This window comes from Streptococcus halitosis (assembly GCF_003143695.2).
In the GTDB taxonomy this organism is placed as follows: Bacteria; Bacillota; Bacilli; order Lactobacillales; family Streptococcaceae; genus Streptococcus; species Streptococcus halitosis.
On sequence record NZ_QEMY02000001.1, the window covers coordinates 1324795 to 1331771 of the forward strand.

Genomic DNA, 6977 nt, shown 5'->3' on the forward strand with positions numbered 1-6977 from the left:
CTTATACCAATTTATCTAAGAAACTTTCCCCAATCATGGCTGTTTCAACACCAAAGTTATCCGCAACTGTTGCAGAAATATCTGCAAAATGTCCAACTGGAATGACGCCATTTCCTTTAAAGGATGGACTATAAGCTAAAAGCGGAATGTATTCACGAGTGTGGTCAGTTCCGGCGTAGGTTGGGTCATTCCCATGGTCCGCAGTAATCAAGAGAAGGTCATCCTCTCGCATGGCAGCGATAATTTCAGGCAAGCGCTCATCAAACTCATGCAAGCAATCACGGTAACCGTGAGCATTGCGGCGGTGACCGTAAAGGGCATCAAAGTCAACCAAGTTTGTAAATGAGAATCCTTTTTCAAACTCAGCAAGTCCCATCGTCTTCAATAGTGTATCAATTCCATGACTATTTGACTTGTTGTGTCCCATGTCATGATTGATTCCCGCACCGTTAAAGATATCGTTGATTTTACCCACAGCATAAGTATCGATACCTGCTTCATTGAGTTTATCGAGAACAGTTGGAGCAAATGGTGAAACGGCCAAGTCACGACGATTTGCCGTACGAGTGAAGTTACCAGGCTCACCAACATATGGACGGGCAATGATACGACCTAGAAGAGCAGGACGTTCAAGTGTAATCGAACGAGCGTATTCACAAATACGGTACAATTCATCCAAAGGGATGATGTCTTCATGGGCAGCAATCTGCAAAACAGGGTCAGCTGAAGTATAGATAATCAACTCCCCAGTTTCCATCTGACGTGGCCCAAAGTCATCGATAACAGCTGTACCTGAGTAAGGTTTGTTGGCTTCACGAATGACCTTGCGTCCTGAGAATTCTTCGATTTTTGTCAAGATTTCTTCTGGGAATCCGTTCCAGAAAGTATCGAAAGGCTCGGTAATGTTGAGTCCCATGATTTCCCAGTGTCCAGTCATGGTATCCTTACCAAGAGATACTTCTTCCAATTTTGTTGCATATCCTGTTGGATTGCTTTCTGCTGGCACAGTCTTCAGGGGAGTTTCACGAGGAATATTTCCTAGACCGATTTTAGCCATGTTTGGTACATTCAAACCAACTGTTTTTGAAATGTGTCCCAGTGTGTCAGAAGCTCCGTCTGGAACCCCTGCATTGACAAAGTTATTGGCATCTGGTGCCGCACCGATTCCTACAGAATCCAGTACTACCAAGTGAATACGATTAAATTTTGACATAGTGTGTCTCCTTATTATGTTGATTAGTTTGCTTTTGTTGAAGTTAAAATCTGAACACCGTCTCGTCCAGCAACGATGACCTTATCCACCATTTGGTTGAACAAGCCATGCTCTACGACACCAACGACATGGTCCAATTCTTGCCCGAAAGTAATCGGATCTTCAATGACATCCAAGGCTAGGTCAATGATAAAGTTCTGCATATCGGTCACAAAACGTTGGCCGTCTTTTTCACGGAAACTTGGTTTGTAGCCAGCTCGCTCAAAACGACGAAAAACCTGTTCTGCGCCATACTGAACCACTTCTACTGGCAATTTAAAAGCACCTAGTTTCTCCACCAGTTTGCTTTCATCCACCACCCAAATATATTCTTTTGAGGGCGTTGCGACAACCTTCTCCATCAGAAGGGCACCACCACCGCCTTTGATTCCGTTAAACTGGCTATCTACTTCATCCGCCCCGTCAACCGTCACATCAACAAAATCCACTTGATCAATCGACTTGAGCGGGATGTTTAGTCCTTCAGCCTGTTTACTGGTCACACTGGAAGTTGTCACAGCAGTAATCTGCAAACCTTCTTCCTTAATCCGACGACCAATTTCTTCGACAAAATAATAGGCAGTAGAGCCAGTTCCCAGACCGACTACCATACCATCCTTGACAAACTCAGCAGCCTTGATACCTGCCATCTTTTTCAGATTCTCCACTTAAACACCTCCATTAAAGAGCTACTTTTATTATAACATGTATCCGTTTTTATTTCATGAATACACTTGAAAAACCCGAACATTTTTATTTCGGGTTTTGGTGTCCTATTTAACCATATCAGGATCGTAATCATAGAATCCTGTATCAAGGAAACGGTTTTTAGGGTGTAACTTGCGCACTTCCTCATCTAACAAGAAAGCTTGGTCATGACTGAAATTCCCCTCTTGAATCAAGCTGCGTGCTTGAATAAAGAGTTTTGCAATCTCAACAAAGTTTTGACCTGGGGTGTAAAGTCCCTCTAGCTTCCAGTGAGTAAAACCATGCTCCACCAATTCTGTCAATTTGGTCATCAAATCAAGGTCATTGTTGGCAAAGATGTGGGTACCATGATTGTCTTCAAAGATGGAATAATGGCTTTCTGGGTCACTCGGCTCTGCCAAGAAGAGGTCACGTTTACGCGTTTTTTCGTCATCGATGTGCGTGAAGTTATAGTAGTTTTGCAAGAGCGGACGCTTAGAATGGTGGATGACGCTAGCTCCGTAAACCAACACTTCAGCAGGAATTTCCAAAATCTCGGGCATCTTGAAGAGCTCGGCAGATGGAATTTCACGCGCCAAAACCGCCTCAGATGCGCCTGCCTTTTGACCCCAGAAGTTAATCTGACGACTGCTTGTTACCATGGTTGAAGCATCATAAATGGTCTTAAAGGAATAGCCATCACGGTTGACTACGTAAAAAACACCTGCATCCCCAACAGTAATATAGTCTGTCTTGATTTCTTCCAAGAAGTCTAGGAAAGGCTTGATACGGTCCATCATATCTTGGTGCATGAGGGCATTAACCGCAACAATCAATTCCTTGCCCGCATCATGAACGAGCTTAGCGATGGTGCGCAACTCTTCATAACTAAAGGTTGTTGGCAGACGAAGGCCAAAATCTTTCTCACCAACATAGATACGATCTACGCCAGCTTCGAGTAGTTGTTCAACTTGTTCAATACTTTCAGCAGTTGCTGTAATAATAATCTTTTCCATAAGAAAAATTATACCATATTTCTGGAAAATCAGCTATGAATACTGGGAGTTTTACAAAAAGTCAGTCTTATTTTTAAATTTTGAAATTAAAAAGTGAACAGTATCCAACACCGTTCACTCTATTTTATGCATGTGTTTCTTCAACTAAGTGGCCATCGTTCATAACATAGATACGGTCGACCTTATCAAGAAGGCGTGTATCATGTGTAATCATGACAACTCCTCTACCTTGTTCATGGGCAATAGCAGCCAGCATCTCCGTTACTTGGTAAGCACGCTCGGTGTCTAGACTGGCTGTCGGCTCATCTGCAAGAACGATACTCGGATTGTTATAGAGCGCTCTAGCAATCGCGGCACGTTGACGTTCACCACCTGATAGAGCTTTGGGATAATGATTTTGAACTTTTTCCAAATCCAACAAGTCAAATAGCTCTTTTCGATCACTTTTACTATTTTTTCCCTTATCCAGTTTGTCAATCAAATCCAGCTGTTCCTTGACCGTTAGAAAAGGAATTAAGTTTGAAGCCTGAAGAATGAACCCAAACTCTCTAAAACGGAGATCTGTTTTTTCCTTCTCCGTCAAACTGCCTGTTTCCTTCCCTTTGACCAGAATCTTTCCACTCGAAGCTTCCTGTAGTTGTCCTAGAGTTGTTAGAAAGGTCGTCTTTCCAGAACCTGAAGGCCCAACAATAGCTACGAACTCTCCCGCATTTAGCTGAAAATTCGTCTCATGCAGGGCTACAACTTTCATCTTTCCTTCCCCGTAGGTTTTTGTAACTTGAGTCATTTCAATCAACGCTGTCATACTATTCTCCTTATCACTCTGCAATCGCAGTAATCGGGTCCACCTTTAGCAAGCGTGGAAGTGAAATGACACCACCTAGAAGGGCCATCAAGGAAATTACCAAGCTTAGGACGGAGTAAGCTATCCAACTTGGATAGAAAAAGAAGGTAGCTGGTAAGACTAAAATCACTCCTCCGATAGCTAGCAAGGCTAGAGCAATTCCCATACCAGACAAAAGGAAGATTTGACAGAAAAGGGACCATACAATGATTTTGATCTGTATTCCTTGAGCTCGCATTATTCCATAAAGTCCAAGTTTTTGGATGGTAATGATATAAACAAAAATCCCCACAATCAAGCCTGTGATAACAATCATAGCAAGAATCATTCCTGAAAATACATTCACCTGAGGTGTGTAACCAGGAATTTTCGAAATCATTTTTGGAATGGAAATCTGTTTCAGTCTGTCTCCAGCCACTTCTATATCATTTTTCAATACCAAGGCAGAGACGGAACGATTGGCTTTCAAGGTTCCTTGTAAGGTCCAATAAGTTGTCAGACTCGTAAAGACAACAGGCTCGGTGAAAAATTTATTTCCTTGAGTCAAGCCTACAATCTTGTAACTTGTCTCACTTCCATTGAGCTGAATGGCATCACCTAGCCTAATCCCATAATTCTCAAAGGACTGATCCACGACAACCTCATCATTCCCTTCAGGATAACGGCCCTCAATCAGACTCGGAGAGATAAAAGAGTCCCACTCTTGAGCAAAGATGGAAACATTGACCTTTTCACTATCATCGACTAGATTAGTCACAGCGAACATATAGCCCAGGGGAGCAGCCTCTTTAGAACTCTTCTCCTTGTAGTCCTTTTCAGGAATAAAAGATGCCGTCAAATTATCATTTGCGTAGTCAGATAAAACCACACCCGTCGCTTGCCAGTTATCAATAGCGGCTCGGTTGTTACGTACAAGACCAAGAGCTAAACTGGTCATAAAAAAGACCATAAAAGCGATAAGAAAAATGGTAGTGAGAATCAAACTATATCGAAGTTTGTTTCGTAATATTTCTTTGATAGCAAGATACATGCTTATCTCCTTTAACTTTTCCCCAGAGGTAGCAAAATGCTACCCAGTCCAATAGACAGCATCTCTGTCTTATCATCCATTCAAAACAACTCCTACCTCTTTTACAAAGAATCACGGTAGCAACTCAACAAATTATCTTAGGAAAAGCACTTGCTTGCTATCAATTTATATAAGTTATCCCTTCCTCAGTATATTTATAATAGAGAAGGTCAGGTCATCTGTTTCAAGTGTAACATCCATGCTATCACTTTCCCTAGTGGGTGTCAAGAAAAGCAACTTAGAAGATGATATAAGACTTTAGTAGTTTTGTAACAATTCTGTAATAATTCTCTGCATAAAAAATGATAAAATAGTTATGTACTGTTAAGGAGAGAATCATGCCCGCAAGAAAATTAGAAGCTTATGAGTTTGAACAAACTCCCGAATCGAATCAAACTCCGCTTTATCAAGACTATACACTGGAAGCTCCTGTTAGCTCCAATTTAAAAGAAATTTTATTTTTTGTAAATATTGCTTGTTTTTGTATTTTTATGGTGTTTTTTAGTTTTATCTTTTTAGCCTTAAAATTGAACACAGCTTTATCATTTGTTGCTGCTATAGGGGCAAGCTTGGCACTCCTCCAACTCCAACGAAAGATCATTAAACGAAAAATTTCAAAATAAAGGTTGGTACCATTACCAACCTCTTTTCTAGTTATCAAAAAAGACAGTTATATGAACTGCACCCCAAAAGTTAGACAGAAAGAATCTAACTTTTGGGGTGTTTTATTATGAAATTGAGTTATGAAGATAAAGTTCAAATCTATGGACTAAGAAAACAAGGATATAGCTTAGAGAAGCTTTCAAATAAATTTGGGATAAACAATTCTAATCTTAGGTACATGATTAAATTGATTGATCGTTACGGAATAGAGTTCGTCAAAAAAGGGAAAAACCGTTATTACTCTCCTGAATTAAAGCAAGAAATCATCAATAATGTTTTGATTGAAGGTCGTTCCCAACTAAGCGTATCTCTGGATTATGCTCTCCCAAGTAGTGGATTACTTTCGAATTGGCTGGAACAATACAGGAAAAACGGGTATACTATTGTTGAGAAAACAAGAGGGAGACCGTCTAAAATGGGACGTAAGCCAAAGAAGAGACCTGAAGAAATGACAGAATTAGAACGTCTTCAAGCAGAAAATGAGTACCTGAGAGCGGAGAATGCCATTCTAAAAAAGTTGAGAGAACTCCGATTGAAGGAGGAAAAAGAGAAAGAAGAAAAACGGAAATTGTCCGAGGATTGGTAACAGAGTTTTCTTTAAATATTCTTCTAAAGATTATTAAGCTTGCCCGTTCAACCTATTATTACCACTTAAAACAGCTATATAAACCAGATAAGAATCAAGATATTAAAATTGAAATTCAGTCAATTTATCGTGAGCATAAAGGAAATTATGGTTATCGTCGGATTCACTTAGAACTAAGAAATCGTGGTTATTCGGTCAATCATAAAAAAGTCCAACGTCTGATGAAAGTCCTTGGTTTAGTGGCTCGAATTCGTCGGAAACGGAAGTATTCTTCCTACCAAGGAGAGATTGGCAAGAAGGCAGAGAATCTTATTCAACGCCAATTTGAAGCAGCCAAACCGATGGAAAAGTGCTACACAGATGTGACAGAATTTGCCATTCCAGCAAGTGCTCGCAAGCTTTACTTATCACCAGTTTTAGATGGCTTTAACAGCGAAATTATTGCTTTTAATCTTTCTTGTTCGCCTAATTTAGAACAAGTACAAACGATGTTAGAACAGGCATTCACAGAGGAGCATTACGAAAATACAATTCTCCATAGCGATCAAGGCTGGCAATACCAACACGATTCTTATCATCGGTTCCTAGAGAGTAAGGGAATTCAAGCATCTATGTCCCGCAAGGGCAACAGCCCAGACAATGGGATGATGGAGTCCTTCTTTGGCATTTTGAAATCCGAAATGTTTTACGGCTATGAGAAGTCGTTTCAGTCGCTTAAGCAATTGGAACAAGCCATTGTAGACTATATCAATTACTACAACAATAAAAGAATTAAAGTCAAACTAAAAGGACTTAGTCCTGTGCAGTACAGAACTAAATCCTTTCAATAATTATTTGTCTAACTTTTTGGGGTCAGTACA

The 6977-nt window shown here is 40.4% G+C and carries 7 protein-coding genes; 2 read left to right on the top strand and 5 right to left on the bottom strand.

Annotated elements, in window-relative coordinates; translation table 11 throughout:
* Window position 1: 1 nt before the first annotated feature.
* From DB729_RS06570 to DB729_RS06590, 5 genes are all read right to left on the bottom strand, one after another.
* Complete coding sequence (locus DB729_RS06570; protein ID WP_049479720.1) at window positions 2–1213, bottom strand: phosphopentomutase; 1212 nt, start codon at window positions 1211–1213, stop codon at window positions 2–4.
* Window positions 1214–1236: 23 nt separating this feature from the next.
* The gene (gene rpiA / locus DB729_RS06575) at window positions 1237–1920 is read right to left on the bottom strand and encodes a ribose-5-phosphate isomerase RpiA (RefSeq protein ID WP_057489008.1); all 684 of its coding nucleotides are present in this window, start codon (window positions 1918–1920) and stop codon (window positions 1237–1239) included.
* A gap of 105 nt (window positions 1921–2025) precedes the next feature.
* Entirely contained in the window at window positions 2026–2955 is a 930-nt protein-coding gene (locus DB729_RS06580) for a peptidase U32 family protein (protein ID WP_049518552.1), read from the bottom strand.
* Between the two features lie 124 nt (window positions 2956–3079).
* The gene (locus tag DB729_RS06585) at window positions 3080–3760 is read right to left on the bottom strand and encodes an ABC transporter ATP-binding protein (protein WP_096422394.1); all 681 of its coding nucleotides are present in this window, start codon (window positions 3758–3760) and stop codon (window positions 3080–3082) included.
* Between the two features lie 13 nt (window positions 3761–3773).
* Window positions 3774–4829, bottom strand: coding sequence for an ABC transporter permease (locus tag DB729_RS06590; RefSeq protein WP_109289931.1), 1056 nt, complete (start codon window positions 4827–4829; stop codon window positions 3774–3776).
* Between the two features lie 377 nt (window positions 4830–5206).
* Here DB729_RS06590 and DB729_RS06595 point away from each other — a divergent pair, with 377 nt between their 5' ends.
* The gene (locus DB729_RS06595; RefSeq protein ID WP_084872933.1) at window positions 5207–5491 is read left to right on the top strand and encodes a DUF3270 domain-containing protein; all 285 of its coding nucleotides are present in this window, start codon (window positions 5207–5209) and stop codon (window positions 5489–5491) included.
* 107 nt (window positions 5492–5598) lie between these two features.
* Window positions 5599–6947 (top strand): IS3 family transposase gene (locus tag DB729_RS06600; RefSeq protein ID WP_109289924.1). Its coding sequence is split into 2 segments (ribosomal slippage): window positions 5599–6040 and window positions 6040–6947, totalling 1350 coding nucleotides; the frame shifts between segments, so codons are not numbered across the junction.
* The last annotated feature ends 30 nt before the right edge of the window (window positions 6948–6977 follow it).

Bases quoted from the DNA above. Each gene is read 5' to 3' on its own strand.
- DB729_RS06570 (WP_049479720.1), bottom strand. From the start codon at position 1,213: ATGTCAAAATTTAATCGTATTCACTTGGTAGTACTGGATTCTGTAGGA.
- DB729_RS06580 (WP_049518552.1), bottom strand. From the start codon at position 2,955: ATGGAAAAGATTATTATTACAGCAACTGCTGAAAGTATTGAACAAGTT.
- DB729_RS06585 (WP_096422394.1), bottom strand. From the start codon at position 3,760: ATGACAGCGTTGATTGAAATGACTCAAGTTACAAAAACCTACGGGGAA.
- DB729_RS06590 (WP_109289931.1), bottom strand. From the start codon at position 4,829: ATGTATCTTGCTATCAAAGAAATATTACGAAACAAACTTCGATATAGT.
- DB729_RS06595 (WP_084872933.1), top strand. From the start codon at position 5,207: ATGCCCGCAAGAAAATTAGAAGCTTATGAGTTTGAACAAACTCCCGAA.